Raw genomic sequence first — 20,862 nt, 5'->3', positions numbered from 1 at the left:
CGGTTGTCGTGCCTGCTCAGGCGCCCGCCACGCCGGGCCGTCCCGCCGACACATGCCCGCCACCGTGACTGGACGGTACTGAGCGCCCATCACGCGCCCAACCCCTAGAGAACCCCTGATCGACTGGCCCGTGAGGGCCGTCGCGGCGGGTCCCGGACGAAGCGGTGACCAGCATTGCGACGGCGCTCAGGCGGGCTGTCCGGCGACCGCGGGCAGGATGCGACGCAGCCGTCCCGGCGGCGTCGAGCGGCGACGCCACTCCCGTGGGTAGCCGACCGACACCTCTTCGAACCGCACCCCGTCGTACCAGGTGGTGCGCGGGATGTGCAGGTGGCCGTAGACGGCGACGCGGGCGTCGAAGCGGACGTGCCAGTCGGCGGTGGCCTCGGTGCCGCACCACTGCGCGAACTCCGGGTAGCGGAGGATCCGGGTGGGTTCGCGGACGAGCGGGAAGTGGTTGACCAGGACGGTGGGCAGGCCGCCGCGTTCGGCCGTGAGCCGACGCTCGGTCAGGGCCAGCCGCGCCCGGCACCAGGCGTCCCGCGTCGGGTACGGGTCCGGGTGCAGCAGGATCTCGTCGGTGCAGACCACGCCGACCTCGTGGGCCCGCGCCAGGGCCTGCTCCTTCGTGTACGTCCCCGGCGGCCGGAAGCTGTAGTCGTAGAGCAGGAACAGCGGCGCGATGAGGACCGGGTCGTCGCCCTGCGCATCCCAGACGGGGTACGGGTCCTCCGGGGTGACCACCCCGAGACCTCGGCAGAGCTGCACCAGGTGCTGGTAGCGCGCGTCCCCGCGCAGCTGCACCGGGTCCTCGCGGGGCGTCCACAGCTCGTGGTTGCCGGGGGCCCAGATCACCTTGGCGAAGCGGCGGCTGAGCAGTCCCAGCGCCCACTCGACGTCGGCGACGAACTCGCCGACGTCCCCGGCGACGATGAGCCAGTCGCCGTCCCGCTCCGGGCGCAGCCGCTCGACGATGGCCTTGTTCTCCGCGTGGACCACGTGCAGGTCACTGATGGCGAGCAACTGAGGCAGGCCGGATCCGGCCATGCGGACCTCCCGTCCATCCGGGGCACCGCACGCACCCACATCCGCACCGCTCGCCGCCGGTGGGCATGGCGAAACGGCCTGACAGGCTCCGACCCTACGGAGCCGGGTCCACGCAGGCACACCCCTAGACGGGCCGCGCGGACCCCTAGGCGGCCGTGACCTGGCCGACGCCGGTCAGGTCACGGCTTCCGGTGCCGTCGGGGACTCCTCGCGTCCGGTCGGGACCTGCGGGGTCCGGTCAGGACTTGCCGAACTCGCGCTGGATGATGTCGAACAACTCCTCCCGGCTCGCCGACTCCAACTCCTGCCCGGCGGCCGGCGCCGGCGCGACGGCGGCGGGTCGTCCCCGCCACCTGGCCACCAGGTCCTCCAGCCGGCCGATGACCGCGTCGTCGACCTGGTCGCCGGGCAGGCCGCCGAGGAGCTGGTCGAGGCGCTCGATCTCCGCCACGATCGGCAACGCCGGCTGCTCGGGCGCCAGTTCGGCCCGCAGGTGCCCGGCGAGCGCGTTCGGGGTGGGATGGTCGAAGACGAGGGTGGCGGGCAGCCCGATGCCCGTTGCGGCGGTCAGCCGGTTGCGCAGCTCGACCGCCGTGAGCGAGTCGAAGCCCAGTTCGAGGAAGCCACGGCTGGGCCTGATCCCGCTCGGCGTGGCGTGGCCGAGCACCGCCGCGGCGGTGCCGCGGACCAGGTCGAGCAGGATGCGGTCGCGCTCCGGTCCGGAGGCGGCGGCGAGCCGCTCGCGCAGCGCCGACGCCGCGCCGCGGTCCTCGCCCTTCGGCGTCTCCTCGGCTTGTGCGGGCTGTGCTTCGGGGATGTCGGTGAACAGACGCGACGGACGCAACGCCGTGAACGACGACACGAACCGATCCCACCGCACATCCGCCACCACCACATGAGACTCACCACCCTCCAACACCCGCTGCAACGCCGCCACCGCCAACTCCGGAGCCATCCCCGGCAAACCACGCCGACTCAACTGCTCCCCCGCCACCCCCACCGCCATACCCGCCTCAGCCCACGGACCCCACGCCACCGACGTCCCCACCAACCCACGCCCACGCCGGGACACCACCAACCCATCCAAAAACGCATTCGCCGCCGCATACCCCACCTGACCCGCCGAACCCCACACCCCCGCAATCGACGAAAACACCACAAACGCATCCAAATCCAAACCAGCAGTCAACTCATCCAACACCACCGCACCACCAACCTTCGCCCGCAACACCTCCTCCACCTCACCCACACCCACCTCACCCAACGACGTCAACTGCGCCGCACCCGCCGCATGCACCACCGCCCGCAACCGCTCACCACGACCCGCCAACTCCCCCAACAACCCCGCCACCGCACCCCGATCCGCCACATCACACGCCACCACCGACACCCGCACACCCAACCCCTCCAACCGCCCCACCAACTCACCCACACCCACCGCACCACCACCAGACCGCGACACCAACACCACATGCTCCGCACCCACACCCACCGCCCACTGCGCCACCCGACCACCCAACGCACCCGTACCACCCGTCACCAACACCGTCCCCGACAACCGGAAACCACCCGAACCCGCACCCACACCCGCCCCAGAACCCACACCCGTCGGAGAACCCGCACGCACCAACCGCCGCACAAACACACCCGACGACCGCACCGCCACCTGATCCTCACCACCAGCCGACGACAACACCCCACACAACCAACCCCACACACCCCCACCCAACAACCCCGGCAAATCCACCAAACCACCCCACCGCAACGGCACCTCCAAACCCACCACCCGACCCAAACCCCACACCGCAGCACCCGCGACATCGGTCAACTCGTCGGATCCGCCGACCGACACCGCCCCGCGCGTCAGCCACCACAGCCGGCCCGCCCCGCCGACGTCGGTCAGCGCCTGCGCCACGACCAGCGCCGTCGTCACCTCGGCGGCGGCCGGCACGGCGTCCGGCTCCGGAGAGGTGGACGGCTCCCGGGTGGTGGACGGCTCCCGGGTGGTGGACGGCTCCCGGGGGTCGGCCAGCGACAGCAGGGACACCACGTGGGCGTCCCTGTCGTCGGATCCCATCGCCTCCCGCAGCAGCCGCGCCACCCGGTCACGGTCAGCGCCGGCCGGGACCAGCACCGGTACCGCGCGGTCGGCACGGGCCGTCAGCTCCGCGGCCACCGGGTGGTCCTCCTGCCCGGGCGCCATCAGCAGCAGCCAGGTCCCCGCCAACGTCGCCGAGGCGGGCATGTCTGCCGTACGCCACGTCGCCCGGTACCGCCAGGAGTCGACGGCGGCCCGCTGCTGCGTCGCCCGCCGCCACCGGGCGAGCTTGGGCAGCAGCGCCGTGGACGGCTCGTCCGCGCCCACCGCCAACTCCTCGCCCAGCACGCCGAGGTCCCCGGACTCGACGGCCGCCCAGAACTGCTCGTCGGACGGGGTGACGGCACCCGCGCCGGGCGAGGCGGGCCGGGGATCCTCCAGCCAGTAGCGCTGCCGGTCGAAGGCGTACGTGGGCAGGTCCACCGCGCGCGGCCGGGCACCGGCCTGGCCGAGGTACGCCCTCCAGTCGACGGCCACGCCGGCAGCCCAGAGCTGCCCGACGGCATTGGTGAGGGTGGTGACGTCGGGCTGGCTGCGGCGCAGCGTGGCGACGTACCGCACATCGTCGGCCGTGTCCGCCTCGGCGGCCATGGCGGTGAGGACCGCGTCAGGGCCGACCTCCAGGAAGGTGTCCACCCCCTGCGCCCGCAACGCCGCCACACCATCGGCGAACCGCACCGGCTGACGTACGTGCCGCACCCAGTAGCCCGGGTCGGTCACCTCGGCGGCATCGGCCACCGCGCCGGTCACGTTCGACACGATCGGCACCTTCGGCGGCTGCCAGTCCAGCCCCGCCACCACCGACGCGAACTCGTCCAGCATCGGATCCATCAGGCGCGAATGGAACGCGTGACTGACCGACAACTCCTTGACCCGCCACCCCCGCCCACGACACGCCGCCACCACCGACGCCACCTCACCGGCAGCCCCCGACACCACCACCGACGCCGGACCGTTCACCGCCGCAACATCCACCGCCACGCCCACGAGTTCGATCAACTCGACGACCGACTCCTCCGACGCACCGACCGCCGCCATCACCCCACCAGCCGGCAACGCCTGCATCAACCGACCCCGCGCCGCCACCAGAACACACGCGTCCGACAGCGACAACATCCCCGCCACATACGCCGCCGTCACCTCACCGATCGAATGACCCGCCAAGAAATCCGCCCGCACACCCCACGAAGCAAGTAGCTCCCACAACGCCACCTCCACCGCGAACAACCCCGCCTGCGCAAACACCGTCTGATCCACCAGACCAGCGTCGGACGTGCCCGGCTCGGCGAACACCACCTCACGCAACGGACGCGGCAGCAGCCCTTCCAGGTGCCCGCACACCGCGTCGAAGGACGACGCGAACACCGGGAACACCCCGTACAACTCCCGACCCATGCCCACACGCTGCGAACCCTGACCCGTGAACAACACCGCCCGACGACCCGCCGACACCACACCCGACACCGCCGACCGACCCTCGGCGACAGCCGACAAACCCGCGACCAACTCGTCGACGTCCGAGCCCCACACCACCGCACGGTGCTCCAACGCCGCCCGCGACACCACCAACGACCACGACACATCCGCCACGGAAAGGCCGGAACGCTCCCGCACGAACGACGCCAACCGCGCCGCCTGACCCACCAGACCCCGCTCCGAACGCGCCGACACCACCCACGGCACCGGCACGCCCACGGCTGGCGCAACGGGTGCCGAGGCAGAGTCCTCCCCCGCCACGGACTCCACCACCACCGCCGAGGGCTTTTCCGCCACAGGCGCCGGCTGCACCGCCGACACCGGCTCAAGCTCAGCCGCCGGCCCCGGGTGCTCCAGGATCACGTGGGCGTTCGTGCCCGAGATGCCGAACGACGACACACCCGCCCGACGCGGACGCCCCACCCCCGGCCAGTCCCGCGTCTCGGTGACCAACTCCACCGCACCCGACGCCCAGTCCACATGCGACGACGGCTCGCCCACGTGCAACGACGCCGGCACCACCCCGTGCCGCATCGCCAGGACCATCTTGATGATCCCCGCCACGCCGGCGGCGGCCTGGGTGTGGCCGATGTTCGACTTCACCGAGCCGAGGAGCAGCGGCGCGGCCTCCCCACGCCCCTGCCCGTACGTCGCCAGCAACGCCTGCGCCTCGATCGGGTCACCGAGCCTGGTGCCGGTCCCGTGCGCCTCCACCACGTCGACGTCGGCGGCCGACAACCCCGCCGACGCGAGCGCCTGCCGGATCACCCGCTGCTGCGACGGGCCGTTCGGCGCCGTCAACCCGTTCGACGCACCGTCCTGGTTCACTGCCGTGGCCCGGACCACCGCCAGGACCCGCCGACCGTCCCGCCGCGCGTCCGACAACCGCTGCACCAGCAACATGCCCACGCCCTCGGACCAGCCGGTGCCGTCCGCGTCCTCCGAGAACGACTTGCACCGGCCGTCGGCCGACAGGCCGCCCTGGATCGAGAACTCGGCGAAGGTGGCCGGGGACGCCATGACGCAGACGCCGCCCGCGAGGGCGAGGTCGCACTCGCCGGACCGCAGCGCCTGCACGGCCAGGTGCAGCGCCACCAGCGACGACGAACACGCGGTGTCCACCGTCACCGCCGGCCCCTCGAAGCCGAACGAGTACGCCACCCGGCCCGACAGCACACTGGTCGCGTTGCCGGTGAGCAGGTGACCGCCGACCTCCTGGGCGCGGCCGACCGACCCGCTGGCGTACCCCTGGAAGCTGGCGCCGGCGAAGACGCCGACCGCGCTTCCCTTCAGGCTGGTCGGGTCGATGCCGGCGGACTCGACGGCCTCCCAGGAGGTCTCCAGCAGCAGCCGCTGCTGAGGGTCCATGGCGAGGGCCTCGCGCGGCGAGATGCCGAAGAACTCGGCGTCGAACTCGGTGGCGTCGTAGACGAAGCCGCCGGTGCGGACGAAGGACGTGTCGGACAGGCCGCCGCCGAGGAACGCGTCCCAGCCCCGGTCGAGGGGGAAGTCGGAGATGCCGTCGCGCCCCGTGGCGAGCAGTTGCCAGAACTCGTCCGGCGAACCGACGCCGCCGGGGAGGCGGCAACCCATGCCCACGATGACGATCGGGTCGTCGTCGACGACGGTGACCGTACGCCCGGCCGGCGCGTCGCCCGGTGCGCCGAGCACGGTCTCCCGGATGAAGGCGACCAGGGCGGCCGGCGTCGGGTGGTCGAAGACGAGCGTGGTGGGCAGTGCGAGGCCCGTCTCGGCGGTCAGCCGGTTGCGCAACTCGACCGCGGTGAGCGAGTCGAAGCCGAGACGCTGGAACGCCCGGTCCGGCGGCACCGCCTCCACGGTGGCATGGCCGAGCACCGCGGCGACCTGGCTCCGTACGAGGTCGAGCAGGGCGGCCTCGGCCTCCGACGGCGTAAGTGCGGCATACCGCTGTCGGAAGGCGGAAGCCTGGTCGGTGGGGCCGTCCTCGGTGCGGGCCGCCGCCTCGATGGCCAACTGCGCCTCGGGGATCTCGGTGAACAACCGAGACGGCCGCAACGCCGTGAACGACGACACGAACCGCTCCCACCGCACATCCGCCACCACCACATGAGACTCACCACCCTCCAACACCCGCTGCAACGCCGCCACCGCCAACTCCGGAGCCATCCCCGGCAAACCACGCCGACTCAACTGCTCCCCCGCCACCCCCACCGCCATACCCGCCTCACCCCACGGACCCCACGCCACCGACGTCCCCACCAACCCACGCCCACGCCGCAACCCCACCAACCCATCCACACACGCATTCGCCGCCGCATACCCCACCTGACCCGCCGAACCCCACACCCCCGCAATCGACGAAAACACCACAAACGCATCCAAATCCAAACCAGCAGTCAACTCATCCAACACCACCGCACCACCAACCTTCGCCCGCAACACCTCCTCCACCTCACCCACACCCACCTCACCCAACGACGTCAACTGCCCCGCACCCGCCGCATGCACCACCGCCCGCAACCGCTCACCACGACCCGCCAACTCCCCCAACAACCCCGCCACCGCACCCCGATCCGCCACATCACACGCCACCACCGACACCCGCACACCCAACCCCTCCAACCGCCCCACCAACTCACCCACACCCACCGCACCACCACCAGACCGCGACACCAACACCACATGCTCCGCACCCACACCCACCGCCCACTGCGCCACCCGACCACCCAACGCACCCGTACCACCCGTCACCAACACCGTCCCCGACAACCGAAAACCACCGGACCCAGAACCACCCGACGAACCCACCGAACCCGCCCGCACCAACCGCCGCACAAACACACCCGACGACCGCACCGCCACCTGATCCTCACCAGACACACCCGACAACACCCCACACAAACCACCCCACACAACCCCACCCCAACCACCCGACACATCCACCAACCCACCCCACCGCAACGGCAACTCCAAACCCACCACCCGACCCAAACCCCACACCGCCGCACCCGCCAGGTCGCCCGGGGTCTCCGAGTCGTCCACCGCGACGGCGCCGGAGGTCAGCCACCACAGGCGCGCGTCGACCGTCGCCACGGCCAGCGCCTGCGCCACCGCCAGTGCCTCGACCACGCCCGCGCCGGCCAGCGACAGCAGGGAGACCATGCCGGCGACCGGCCCGCTGGTCTCCCGTGCCTCGGTGAGCTGGCCGGCGATGCGGTCGCGGTCCCACTCGTCCAGCACCACCGGCACCACGTCGGCGCCGCGCTCCGCCAGCCCGGCGAGCAGCGGGTGGTCCTCCTGACCGGGGACGATCAGCACCAGCCACGTGCCGGTCAGGCCGTCGCGCGCGGCCACGGTCGCGGGCCGCCACTCGACCCGGTACCGCCACGAGTCCACCGTCGACTTCTGCCGGGCAAACCGCCGCCACTGCGCGAGCTTCGGCAGGACCTCGCTGAACGGCTCGTCCGCGCGGACGCCCAACTCGCCACCGATCCGGTCGGGGTCGCCGGACTCCACGGCCGCCCAGAACCGCCCGTCGAGCGCGTCGGCGTGGGCGTCCCGCCGGGTCGGGACGGCGGCCTCAGGCCAGTACCAGGTGTGGTCGAAGGCGTACGTGGGCAGGTCGACCACGCGCGGCCGGGCGCCAATCTGCCCGTGGTAGGCCGCCCAGTCCACCGCGACACCGGCCACCCAGAGCTGCCCGACGGCGGCGGTCAGCGCGCCGACCTCCGCCTGGTCCCGTCGCGCCGTCGGGATCCGCCGCACGTCGGCGACGATCTCCGCCACCATCGCGGTCAACGTCGCGTCCGGGCCGACCTCCAGGAACGTGTCGACACCCTGCTGCCGCAACGCCGCCACCCCGTCGGCGAACCGCACCGGCTGACGTACGTGCCGCACCCAGTACTCCGGATCCACCAGTTCCAACGGATCCGCGACCACACCGGTCACGTTCGACACGACCGGCACCCGAGGCACCCGCCAGTCCAGCCCCGCCACCACCGCCCGGAACTCGTCCAGCATCGGATCCATCAGGCGCGAATGGAACGCATGACTGACCGACAACTCCTTGACCCGCCACCCCCGCCCACGACAGGTTGCCACCACCGACGCCACCTCACCGGCAGCCCCCGACACCACCACCGACGCCGGACCGTTCACCGCCGCCACATCCACCGCAGCACCGGTCACACCGACCAGCTCGGCGACAGCCTCCTCCGACGCACCGACCGCCGCCATCACCCCACCAGCCGGCAACGCCTGCATCAACCGACCCCGCGCCGCCACCAGAACACACGCATCCGACAGCGACAACATCCCCGCCACATACGCCGCCGTCACCTCACCGATCGAATGACCCGCCAAGAAATCCGCCCGCACACCCCACGACGCCAACAACTCCCACAACGCCACCTCCACCGCGAACAACCCCGCCTGCGCAAACACCGTCTGATCCACCAGACCAGCGTCGGACGTGCCCGGCTCCGCGAACACCACCTCACGCAACGGACGCGGCAACAGCGGATCAATCTCCCGACACACCCCGTCGAACGACGACGCGAACACCGCAAACGCCCCGTACAACTCCCGACCCATGCCCGCACGCTGCGAACCCTGACCCGTGAACAACACCGCCCGACGACCCGCCGACACCACACCCGACAACCGACCCTCGACGACAGCCGACAAACCCGCGACCAACTCATCGACGTCCGAGCCCCACACCACCGCACGGTGCTCCAACGCCGCCCGCGACACCACCAACGACCACGACACATCCACCACACCAAGACCAGACCCGCCCCGCACGAACGACACCAACCGCGCCGCCTGACCCACCAGACCCCGCTCCGAACGCGCCGACACCACCCACGGCACCGGCACGCCCACGGCTGGCGCCGCGACGGTCTCCGACTCCGCGTCCGCCGACCCGGTCCAACCGGTTTCGCCGCCCACCGCCGGCACCGACTCCACCAGCGCCGCACCCAGCGGGGCCGCGGGCTCCGCAGCCACCACCTCGCCCGCAGTCGGCGCCGCAAGACCCGGCTCCGGCTGCTCGATGATCACGTGCGCGTTGGTGCCGGAGATGCCGAACGACGACACACCCGCCCGACGCGGACGCCCCACCGCCGGCCAGTCCCGCGTCTCGGTCACCAACTCCACCGCACCGGACGCCCAGTCCACGTGCGACGACGGCGCGTCGACGTGCAGCGTCGCCGGCACCACCCCGTGCCGCATCGCCAGGACCATCTTGATCACGCCGGCCACCCCGGCAGCCGCCTGCGCGTGACCGATGTTCGACTTCACCGAACCCAACAACAACGGCTCGTGGCCGTCCCGACCCTGCCCGTACGTCGCGAGCAACGCCTGCGCCTCGATCGGATCGCCAAGGGTGGTGCCCGTACCGTGCGCCTCCACCACGTCCACGTCGGCGGCCGACAACCCCGCCGACGCGAGCGCCTGCCGGATCACCCGCTGCTGCGACGGGCCGTTCGGCGCCGTCAACCCGTTCGACGCACCGTCGGAGTTCACCGCCGTGGCCCGGACCACCGCCAGGACCCGCCGACCGTCCCGCCGCGCGTCCGACAGCCGCTGCACGACCAGGACGCCGACGCCCTCGCCCCACGCGGTGCCGTCCGCAGACTCGGCGAACGCCTTGCAGCGGCCGTCCGCCGAGAGTCCGCCCTGCCGGGAGAACTCGATGAAGGCGCCCGGCGTCGCCATCACCGTCACGCCGCCCGCGAGGGCCAGGTCGCACTCGCCGGACCGCAGCGCCTGCACGGCCAGGTGCAGCGCCACCAGCGACGACGAACACGCGGTGTCCACCGTCACCGCCGGCCCCTCGAAGCCGAACGAGTACGCCACCCGGCCCGACAGCACGCTCGCGGAGGCGCCGGTCGCGCCGAACCCGGTGAGGGACTCGCCGGCCTGGCGCACGACGGTCTCGTAGTCCTGTCCGTTGGTGCCGGCGAACACTCCGACGCGGCTGCCGCGCAGCGCGAGGGGCTCGATCCGGGCGTCCTCGAACGCCTCCCAGGTGACCTCCAGCAGGAGCCGCTGCTGCGGGTCCATGGCGAGTGCCTCGCGGGGCGAGATTCCGAAGAAGTCGGCGTCGAAGCCGCCCGCGTCGGCCAGGAACGCGCCACGGGTGACGTAGGAGTGGCCGTCCCCCTCGGCATCGGGGCCGGTCAGCGACGCCAGGTCCCAGTGCCGGTTGGTCGGGAAGGGCGACATCGCGTCGACGCCGGCCGTCAGCAGGCTCCAGAGCCCGTCGGGCGACTCGGCTCCGGCGGGGAAACGGCAGCCCATGCCGACGATGACGATCGGGTCGTCATCCACGACGGGACCGGTCACGGTGGCGGCGGCGGGAAGTACCTGGCCGCCGAGCAGTTCGGCGTGGATGTGCCCGGCGAGGACTGTCGAGTTCGGGTAGTCGAACGCGAGCGTGCTGGGCAGCGTGAGGCCGGTGGCCGCGTCGAGCCGGTTCCGCAGCTCGACCGCCGCCAGCGAGGTGAAGCCCAGGTCCTGGAAGGCCCGCTCCGGCGCCACCCGGTCGGCGGACTCGTGCCCCAGCACGGCCGCCACCTCGGCGCGGACGAGCTCGCGGAGCGCGTGCAGCTGCTCGGTGCCGGACATTCCGGACAGGCGGAGGCGCAGGTCGGCCGCCGGCGCGGAGGCGGCTGCCGCCGCCGGGCCCGCGTCGGCCAGCAGGTCCCGGACCAGCGGGGCGTGCCGTCGACCGGCGGCGGCCGCCCGGGCCCAGTCGATGTCGGCCACCACGACGTACGTCTCGTCGCGGTCCAGCGCCCGGGTGAGGGCGCGCACGGCGGTCTCCGGCGCCATCGCGCCGAACCCGGTGCGGCGCAGGCGCCGCTCGAACTCGCCGGCGCTCACCCCGCCGTCGGCCCAGAGGCCCCAGGCGAGCGAGGTCCCCGGCAGCCCCTCGGCGCGACGCCGCTGCGCCAGGGCGTCGAGGAAGGCGTTGCCGGGCGCGTAGGTCGCCTGACCGGCGGCGCCCAGGAGACCGGCGAGCGAGGAGAAGAGGACGAACGCGGAGAGGTCCTGGCCCCGGGTCAGTTCGTCCAGGTTGCGCGCGGCGTCGACCTTCGCCCGCAGCGCGGTGGCGAGCTGGTCGACGCTGACCGCGTCGATCACGTTGTCGTCGAGGGCGGCGGCGGTGTGCACGACGGCGGTCAGCGGAAGCTCGTCGGGGACCGAGTCGAGCAGCGCCGCGAGCGCGGCCCGGTCGGCCACGTCACAGGACGCCACGGTGACCCGGCTGCCGAGCCCGGTGAGTTCGTCGGCGAGCGCGGCGGCGCCCGGCGCCTCGGCACCGCGCCGGCTGACCAGCAGGAGGTGTTCGGCGCCGTCGCCGGCCAACGCCCGGGCGACGTGCCCACCGAGGGCGCCGGTGCCGCCGGTGACCAGCACCGTGCCGCGCGGCGTCCAGGAACGGCGCGGGCGGGCGTCCCGGTCCGCGCGTACCAGTCTGCGGGCGTGCGCGCCGGCCTGGCGCAGGGCGACCTCGTCCTCCCGGCCGGTGCCGCCGATGAGCGTACGGATCCTGTGCGCGACGCCCTGTGCCGGCTGCTCGGGCAGGTCGACGAGGCCGCCCCAGCGGTGCGGGTGCTCGGCCCGCAGCACGCTGCCGAAGCCCCACGCCATCGCCTGCACGGGGTCGACGAGCCGGTCGCGGGCGCCGATGGAGACCGCGCCGCGGGTGGCGATCCAGAGTCGGGCGGCGATCCCGGCGTCCCCGATTGCCTGGGCGAGCGCGATGGTGCCCGCGAGCCCGGCCGGAACGGATTCGGCGTACGGCCGGTCGTCGATCGCGAGGAGGGAGAGCACGGGCAGCGGGTCGCCGGCGTGCCCGACGGAGGCCTGGACGAGGTCGTGGGCGATGCGCTTGCGGTCGCACGCGGCGTCGACCCGGACGACCCGCGCGCCGTCCGCGCCGAGGGCGGTCATCCAGTCCGTCACGGTCGCGTTCGCGTCGGCCGGTACGACGAGCAGGAAGTCGGCCGGCCCGGTGTCGGCGGGTTCGTCGGTGAGCGGGTGCCACGTCACCCGGTAGCGCCACGAGTCGAGGGTGGCCTCGGCGTCTCGGCGGCGCCGCCAGGCGGTCAGCGCCGGCAGCACGTCCGCGAGCGGGGCGTCCGCGTCGACGGCGAGGCTCGCGGCGAGGCTCGCGACGTCCTCCGCCTCGATGGCCCGCCAGAAGTCCTCGTCGGCCTCGGTACGCCCCGCGACCGGCGGCCGGTAGGACCGCGTCCCCGCATTGATCCAGTAGCGCCGATGATCGAAGGCGTACGTGGGCAGGTCGACCACGCGCGGCCGGGCGCCGGTCTGCCCGTGGTACGCCGCCCAGTCCACCGGCACACCCGCCACCCACAACTGCCCCAACGCGGACGCCAGCGCGGCGACCTCCGACTGATCCCGCCGCGACGCCGCAACCCGCCGCACACCGGCATCCGCGACGATCTCCGCCACCATCGCCGTCAACGTCGCATCCGGACCCACCTCCAGGAACGTGTCGACACCCTGTGCCCGCAGAGCCGCCACCCCGTCGGCGAACCGCACCGCCTGCCGCACATGCCGCACCCAGTAGCCGGGGTCGGTGATCTCCCCCGCGTCCGCCACCGCACCCGTCACGTTCGACACGACCGGGATCCTCGGCGGCTGCCACGACAGCCCCGCCACCACCGACGCGAACTCGTCCAGCATCGGCTCCATCAACCGCGAGTGAAACGCGTGACTGACCGACAACTCCTTGACCCGCCAGCCCCGCCCACGGCAGGACGCCACCACCGACGCAACCTCTTCGGCGCCACCCGACACCACCACCGACGCCGGCCCGTTCACCGCCGCCACGTCCACCGCTGCACGCGCAGCATCGATGACGTCGCGCACATCGGCCTCCGACGCGCCGACCGCCGCCATCACCCCACCGGCCGGCAACGCCTGCATCAACCTGCCCCGCGCCGCCACCAGCGTGCACGCGTCCGGCAGCGACACCATCCCCGCCACGTACGCGGCAGTCACCTCACCGATCGAGTGACCCGCCAGGAAGTCGGCCCGCACACCCCACGAGGCGAGCAACTCCCACAACGCCACCTCGACCGCGAACAGACCAGCCTGCGCGAAGACGGTCTGGTCCACCAGGTCGGCGTCGGCACTGCCCGCCTCGGCGAACACCACCTCCCGCAGTGGACGCGGCAACAGACCGTCGAAGTGCGCGCACACCGCGTCGAACGCCGACGCGAAGACCGGGAACGCCTCGTACGGCTCGCGGCCCATGCCCGCACGCTGCGAACCCTGACCCGTGAACAACACCGCCCGACGGCCCGCCGACACCACACCCGACACCGCCGACCGACCCTCGGCGACCGCCGACAAACCGGCCACCAACTCGTCCGCGTCCCGGCCCCACACCACCGCACGGTGCTCCAACGCCGCCCGGGTCGTCGCCAACGACCACGACACATCCACCGCCGCGAGATCGGACCGCTCCCGCACGAACGACGCCAGCCGCGCCGCCTGACCCGCCAGACCCCGCTCGGAGCGTCCCGACACCACCCACGGCACCGGCACCCGCACGACCGACGCCACGGCGGACTCCGCGACCGCCGCCCCGTCCGCCGGCAGCGCCACAGCAGCCGGCTCCGGCTGCTCGATGATCACGTGCGCGTTGGTTCCCGAGATGCCGAACGACGACACGCCCGCGCGACGCGCACGACCCACGCCCGGCCACCGCCGAGACTCGGTCACCAGCTCCACCGCACCCGACGACCAGTCCACGTGCGACGACGGCGCGTCCACGTGCAGGGTCGCCGGCACCACACCGTGCCGCATCGCCAAGATCATCTTGATGATCCCGGCCACCCCCGCAGCCGCCTGCGTGTGACCGATGTTCGACTTCACCGAGCCCAGCAGGAAGGGCTCGTCGCGATCCTGCCCGTACGTGGCGAGCAGGGCCTGCGCCTCGATCGGGTCGCCCAACGTCGTACCCGTGCCGTGCGCCTCCACCACGTCGACGTCGGCGACCCCCAGCCGGGCGTTGGCGAGGGCCTGCCGGATCACCCGCTGCTGCGAGGGGCCGTTCGGCGCCGTCAACCCGTTCGACGCACCATCCTGATTCACCGCCGTGCCTCGCACCACCGCCAGGATCCGGCGGCCGTCCCGCCGCGCGTCCGACAGCCGCTGCACCAGCAGCACGCCGACGCCCTCGGACCAGCCGGTGCCGTCCGCCGCGTCGGAGAACGACTTGCACCGGCCGTCGGGGGCCATGCCCCGCTGGCGGGAGAAGTCGATGAACGTCTCGGGCGTCGCCATGACGGTGACGCCGCCGGCCAGGGCGAGGTCGCACTCCCCGGACCGCAGCGCCTGCACCGCCAGGTGCAGAGCGACCAGCGACGACGAACACGCCGTGTCCACCGTCACCGCCGGCCCCTCGAACCCGAACGAGTACGCCACCCGACCCGAGAGCACGCTGCTGGCCGTGCCGACGCCGAGGTAGCCGTCGAGGGTCTCCGGAACGTCGGCCAGCCCGGCGGCGTGGTTGTGGTACATCATGCCGGCGAACACGCCGACGGGGCGGCCCCGCAGCGCGAGCGGATCGATCCGGGCGTCCTCGAGCGCCTCCCACGAGGTCTCCAGCAGCAGGCGCTGCTGCGGGTCCATGGCGAGGGCCTCGTGCGGCGAGATCTTGAACAGGTCGGCGTCGAAGTCGCCGGCGTCGGTCAGGAAGCCGCCCTCGCGGGCGTAGCTGCTGCCCCGGCGCGCGCCCGACGGGTCGTACAGGTCCTCGACGTCCCAGCCGCGGTCGGCCGGGAAGCCGGTGATGCCGTCGCCACCGGAGACGAGGAGGTCCCACAGTTGCTCGGGGCTGCGTACGCCGCCGGGGTAGCGGCAGCTCATGCCGACGATCGCGATGGGCTCGTCGAGCGCCGCGACGGCGGCGACCGGGGCCGGCAGCGCGCCGGCGTCGGTTCCGGTCTCGGCGTCCAGGTGCTCGGCGAGGGCGAGCGGGGTCGGGTGGTCGAAGATCAGGGTCGCGGGCAGGCGCAGGCCGGTGACCGCGCCCAGCCGGTTGCGCAACTCGACGGCGGTCAGCGAGTCGAAGCCCAGCTCGGTGAACGGGCGGGCGGCCTCGACGGCCGCGGCGTCGGCGTACCCCAGCACCGCCGCGACCTGGTCGAGGACGAGCCGCAGCAGGGCTGCGGCGCGCTCCTCGCGGTCGAGCCCGGCGAGCCGTTCGGTCAGGGCGGCGGTCTCCGCCGGCCCGGACCGGGCGGCGCGGCGCCGGGGCGCCCGGACCAGGCCGCGCAGGACCGACGGCAGGGTGCCCGCCTCGGCCTGGGCGCGCAGCGCCGGCCCGTCCAGCGCCATCGGCACCGTCGTGGGCAGGCCGGTCGACAGGGCGGCGTCGAGGAGGGCGAGGCCGTCCGCCTCGGGGAGCGGCCGGACGCCCGCGCGGGCCAGCCGGTCGGTGTCGGCCCGGTCGAGGCCGGCGGTCATGCCGCCGCCCGATCCGGCCCACGGCCCCCAGGCCAGGGAGTGCGCGGGGAGGCCCGATGCGCGCCGCCGGTGGGCGAGCGCGTCCAGGAAGGCGTTGGCCGCCGCGTAGTTGGCCTGGCCGGGGCTGCCCGTGACGCCCGCCGCCGACGAGTAGGTGACGAACAGGGCCAGCCCGCTGCCGGCGGTCAGCTCGTGCAGGTTCGCGGCGGCGTCCACCTTCGGCCCCAGCACGTCGGCGAGGGACTCGGCGGTCAGCGAGGTCAGGGTGCGGTCGGCCAGCACGCCGGCGGTGTGCACCACGCCGGTGAGCGGATGCGCCGGGTCGATCCGCTCCAGCAGCGTGGCGAGGGCGGCCCGGTCGGCGGCGTCGCACGCCTCGACCGTCGCGGTGGCGCCCAGGTCGGCGAGGTCGGCGAGCAGATCGGCGGCGCCTTCGGCGTCGGCCCCGCGCCGGCTGGTCAGCACCAGGTGGCGGACGCCGTGCCGGGTGACCAGGTGGCGGGCGGTCAGCGCGCCGAGGGCGCCGGTGCCGCCGGTGACCAGCACCGTGCCCTCCGGGTCGAGCGCCGGTGCCGGCGCGTCGGGTTCCGGGGCGGCGACGAGGCGGGGCACGCGCACCACGCCGTCGCGTACCGCCGCCTGCGGCTCGTCGGTGCGCAGCAGGCCGGCGAGGGCGGCCGCCGAGGGCTCCCGGTCGTCGGCGTCGACGACCAGGAAGCGGCCGGGGTGCTCGGCCTGCGCGGAGCGCAGCAGGCCCCACACGGCGGCACCGGCCAGGTCGGTGACGTCCGCGTCGTCGTCCACGGCGACGGCGCCGCTGGTGAGGACGACCAGCCGGGAACCGCCGGTGTGCCGCTCGGCGGCGAGCCAGCCCTGGAGCACGGCGAGGACCTCGGCGAGCAGGTCGTGGACCGGGCCGGGGCCGGTCGCGGCGGCGCCGGCCACCGGGAGCAGCACCACGTCGGGGACCCCGGCGGCGAGCAACGCGTCGAGGTCGGCGTGCCGGGCGACGGGCAGGTCGGCGGGCAGCGGCGCGGGACGGTCGCCGAGCACCGCCCAGCTCGTGCCGTCGGCGGCGCCGCCGGCACCGCCGGCGTGCCGGGGCCAGTCGAGGCGGAACAGCGAGCGACGCCACGGGGACCCGCCGGAGATGAGGTCCCCCGCCGGCAGGGGCCGCAGCACCAGGGCCCCGACCCGGGCGACCGGGTCACCGGCCGCGTCGGCGACCAGCATGGCCACCGTGTCCACTCCGGTGGGGGTCAGGCGTACGCGCAGCGTGGCGGCGCCGTGGGCGGACAGCGTCACGTCCGACCAGGCGAACGGCAGCCGGGCCTCGCCGGGGCCGACGATGCCCAGCCCGACCGCCTGCACGGCGGCGTCGAGCAGCGCCGGGTGCAGCCCGTACGCGCCGGCCTCGTCGGCCGCCGGCCCGGGCAGCGCCACCTCGGCGTACACGTCGGCCCCGACCCGCCAGGCGGCGCGCAGCCCGGAGAAGGCCGGGCCGTACGCGAACCCGGCCTGTGCCGCCCGCCCGGTCAGCTCGGACACGTCGAGGGCGGTGGCGCCGGCCGGCGGCCAGGCCGTCAGCGGGGTGCCGTCCTCCCCCGGTTCCGGGGTGAGCAGGCCGGTGGCGTGCCGCACCCACAGGTCGTCGGTGCCGGAGCGGCGGGCATGGACGGTGAGCCGCCACGATCCGCCGCCGGTGCGCTCGGCGGCGACCTGCACGTCGACGCCGCCGGTCTCGGGCAGCACCAGCGGCGCCTGGAGGGTCAGCTCGGCGAGCCGGTCCGCGCCGACCTCCGCGCCGAGCCGCAACGCCAGTTCCACGAAGCCGGTGCCGGGAAAGAGCAGCACGTCGCGTACGGCGTGCTCGGCCAGCCAGGGCTGGGTCTCCACGGACAGCCGGCCGGTGAGCGTCACCTCGTCGCCGTCGGCGGAGCGGAACACCGCGCCGAGCAGCGGGTGGCCGGTCGGCGTCAGCCCGGCGGCGGTCACGTCGGCGGGCTGCGGCAGCGGCAGCAGCCAGTAGCGTTCGCGCTGGAACGCGTACGTGGGCAGGTCGACGGGCGCGGGCGGGCCGGCGAACAGGGCGGCCCAGTCCACCGGCACGCCCCGCGCCCACACGGTGGCGGCGGCGGCCAGCGCGGTCGCCGCCTCGTCGTGGTCGGCGCGCAGCATCGGGGCGCACACCGCCTGGTCGGTGCCGACGATCTCCTGGGTGAGCGCGGAGAGCACGCCGCCCGGGCCCACCTCGACGTACGCGCCCACCCCGAGTTCGCGCAGGGTGGTCACGGCCGCGTCGAAGCGGACGGTGTCGCGGACGTTGCGCAGCCAGTACGCCGGGGAGCGCACCTCGTCGGGGTCGAGCACCGCGCCCGTCACGGTGGAGACCACGGGGATCCGGGGCGCGGCGAAGGTCAGTTGCCCGAGCACGTCGCCGAACGCGTCGAGCATCGGGTCCATCCGGGCGGAGTGGAACGCGTGGCTGACCCGCAGCCGCTTCGTGCTGCGGCCCAGGGCCGCGAAGTGTGCGGCGACGGCCAGCACGGCGTCCTCGTCGCCGGAGACGACGACGGACTCCGGGCCGTTGACGGCGGCCAGCCCGGCGCCGGCGGCCTCGGCGGCGGTGTCGAGGTGCTGGCGCACCTCGGCCTCCGTGGCGCGGATCGACACCATGGCGCCGCCGGTGGGCAGCGCCTGCATCAGGGTGCCCCGGGCGGCGACCAGGCGGGCGGCGTCGGGCAGCGACAGCACGCCGGCGACGTGCGCGGCGGCGACCTCGCCGACCGAGTGGCCGGCCACGAAGTCCGGCACGACGCCCCAGGACTCGACGAGCCGGTAGGCCGCCACCTCGACGGCGAACAGCGCCGCCTGGGCGTTTCCGGTGCGGTCGAGCAGGTCGGCGGGGCCGTCGAGGGCCTCGCGCAGGGGCCGGTCGAGGTGCCTGTCCAGCTCGGCGCAGGCGGCGTCGAACGCCTCGGCGAAGGCCGGGAACGCCGCGTACAACTGCCGGCCCATGCCGACGCGCTGGGCGCCCTGGCCGGTGCAGAGCACGGCGACGCGGGTGGGGCTGGCGACCCCGCGCCGCACGGACGCCGCCGGGACGCCGTCGGCCAGCGCGCCGAGCCCGGCGACCAGGTCGTCCCGGTCGGTACCGAGCACCACGGCCCGGTGCTCCAGTGCGGACCGTCCGGTGGCCAGCGCCCGGCCGACGGCGGCCGGCGCGGCGTCGGGGTGCTCGGCGAGCCAGGAGCGCAGCCGGTCGGCCTGGGCGGTGAGGGCGGCGGCGCTGCGCGCGGAGACGACCCACGGCATCGGGTCGGGGCCGGCGACGGCGTCGGCGGGCGGCTGCGGCGCGGGCGGGGCGGCCTCGACGACGACGTGGGCGTTGGTGCCGCTGACGCCGAACGAGGAGACGCCGGCGCGCATCGGCCGGGTCCCGCGCGGCCACGGGCGCGCCTCGCGGAGCAGGCTCACCGCGCCGGCCGACCAGTCGACGTGGGGGGACGGCTCGTCGACGTGCAGGGTCCTCGGCAGGACGCCGTGCCGCATCGCCATGACCATCTTGATCACGCCGGCGACGCCGGCGGCGGCCTGGGTGTGGCCGAGGTTGGACTTGATCGAGCCGAGCCAGAGGGGCTGGTCGGCGGCCCGGTCGCGGCCGTACGTGGCGAGCAGCGCCTGCGCCTCGATGGGGTCGCCGAGGCGGGTGCCGGTGCCGTGGGCCTCGACGGCGTCGACGTCGGCCGGGGCGAGCCGGGCGTTGGCGAGGGCCTGGCGGATCACCCGCTGCTGCGACGGGCCGTGCGGGGCGGTGAGGCCGTTGGAGGCGCCGTCGGAGTTGACGGCGGTGCCGCGCACCACGGCGAGCACGGGGTGGCCGTTGCGCTGGGCGTCGGAGAGCCGTTCCAGCAGCAGCAGCCCGGCGCCCTCGCTCCAGCCGGTGCCGTCGGCGGCGGCGGCGAAGGACTTGCACCGCCCGTCCGGGGACAGTCCGCGCTGGCGGCTGAAGCCGATGAACGTGTCGGGGCTGGACATGACGGTGACGCCGCCGGCCAGCGCGAGGGTGCACTCGCCGGAGCGCAGGGCCTGGACGGCGAGGTGCAGCGCCACCAGCGAGGACGAGCAGGCGGTGTCGACGGTGACGGCCGGGCCCTCGAAGCCGAAGGTGTAGGCGATCCGGCCGGAGACGACGCTGCCGTGGTTGCCGGTGCCGACGAACGCCTCGACCTCCTCCGGCACGCCGTCCAGGCGGGAGACGTAGTCGTGGTACATGACGCCGGTGAAGACGCCGGTGCGGCTGCCCTTGAGCGAGTCGGCGGCGATCCCGGCCCGCTCGACGGCCTCCCAGGCGACCTCCAGCAGCAGGCGCTGCTGCGGGTCCATCGCCAGGGCCTCCCGGGGGGAGATGCCGAAGAACCCGCCGTCGAACTCGCCGGCGTCGTGCAGGAAGCCGCCCTCGCGGGTGTACGACCTGCCGTGCGCGTCGGGGTCGGGGTCGTAGAGGTTCGCCACGTCCCAGCCCCGGTCGGCCGGGAACTCCGTGACGGCGTCGGTGCCGGACTCGACCAGCCGCCACAGCGCCTCGGGGCTGTGCACCCCGCCCGGGTAGCGACAGCTCATCCCCACGATCGCGACGGGCTCGTGGTTCTGCTCGTCGACGGCCCGCAGGCGTTCGCTGGTTTCGTGCAGGTCAGCGGTGACGCGCTTGAGGTACTCGCGGAGCTTGGCTTCGTTCGCCATCG

Annotated in this window: 2 protein-coding genes; both read right to left on the bottom strand. The window is 74.1% G+C overall.

The window, feature by feature from the left end:
• Window positions 1-186: 186 nt before the first annotated feature.
• Window positions 187-1,047 carry a metallophosphoesterase family protein gene (locus tag GA0070606_RS29185; protein ID WP_091106413.1) on the bottom strand — a complete coding sequence of 287 codons (861 nt, stop codon included), beginning with the start codon at window positions 1,045-1,047 and terminating at the stop codon, window positions 187-189.
• A 238-nt stretch (window positions 1,048-1,285) separates the two neighbouring features.
• The gene (locus GA0070606_RS29180; RefSeq protein WP_091108351.1) at window positions 1,286-20,860 is read right to left on the bottom strand and encodes a type I polyketide synthase; all 19,575 of its coding nucleotides are present in this window, start codon (window positions 20,858-20,860) and stop codon (window positions 1,286-1,288) included.
• Between the last annotated feature and the right edge of the window lie 2 nt (window positions 20,861-20,862).

This window comes from Micromonospora citrea, from assembly GCF_900090315.1.
GTDB classification, from domain to species: Bacteria; Actinomycetota; Actinomycetes; order Mycobacteriales; family Micromonosporaceae; genus Micromonospora; species Micromonospora citrea.
Note: the sequence above shows the minus strand (reverse complement) of the source record. Positions and strands in the feature narration are given on the sequence as shown.

Coding starts and splice junctions, on each gene's coding strand:
- GA0070606_RS29185 (WP_091106413.1), bottom strand. CDS start 1,047: ATGGCCGGATCCGGCCTGCCTCAGTTGCTCGCCATCAGTGACCTGCAC.
- GA0070606_RS29180 (WP_091108351.1), bottom strand. CDS start 20,860: ATGGCGAACGAAGCCAAGCTCCGCGAGTACCTCAAGCGCGTCACCGCT.